Annotated in this window: 1 protein-coding gene; it reads right to left on the bottom strand. The window is 61.1% G+C overall.

The features are described from left to right. Positions 1-778: hypothetical protein (locus ACPYOG_RS19190; protein ID WP_481295733.1), on the bottom strand; the 778-nt coding region annotated here is incomplete at both ends.

The raw sequence follows: 778 nt of genomic DNA, 5'->3' as shown, positions 1-778 counted from the left end.
GTTATAGGTGGCGTCTTTCAGCACGTCGGTCAGGTCGTCACTGAACGTGGCGTTGTTGTACGACTGGGACCCCGCACTTATCACTTGGATCGTGTACGTGACCTTGTCCCCAGGTCTCGCCGTTTGCACCGAGGCCACCTTCTGGAAGCCTAGAACGCATTGCGAATCCGCTGGCAACAAGGAAGCCTTGTCGGCGAACTGGACGACGCCGGTCGTATTTCCGTTCGGCGCGTCACTGCCCGACGCTGACGTGGTGACAGCGTTAGCCGTGTTGGAAAGCATCAGCGGTGCCGCCGCGTCACATGCCACATCAGGGGCTCTCGTCTGGAAGCACATCTGCGGCGGATCGCCCTGCCACGAGATTGCGACCTGCGCACTTGTGACCCCGGTCGGGTCGTTGATTCCATTGATGGTCACAGTTGCGGTGATCGACGTCACCGACGTGGGGATCGTTGCCAAGGACAGCGATGCACCGGGAGCCAATGTCACACCGTTGAACCCAGTGATCACGTTATTGTTCTGGTCCTTCAGAGTGATGGTCGCGTTCGTGTAAGCGGTGGTGACGGTACCGGGCAGCGTGAGACTGCCCCACGCTTTGAAACCGGCCGCCCCGGAGCCGCAATAGGAGTTGAGCGGCGTCGCCGTCACACTCACCGGGGCGGACACCGTGCTGCAACCACCACCGGTGATGCCGTTGAAGAAGAGAATCTGGGCGCCGTCACCGTCAGCGACGAGACAGTTCGGTGCGACCTGGGACGCCGAACGGACGGTGTAGTTG

Source organism: Leifsonia sp. HAY1-4F, from assembly GCF_056755275.1.
The sequence above is the reverse complement of the archived record's forward strand: the minus strand, read 5'-3'. Positions and strand labels throughout refer to the sequence as shown.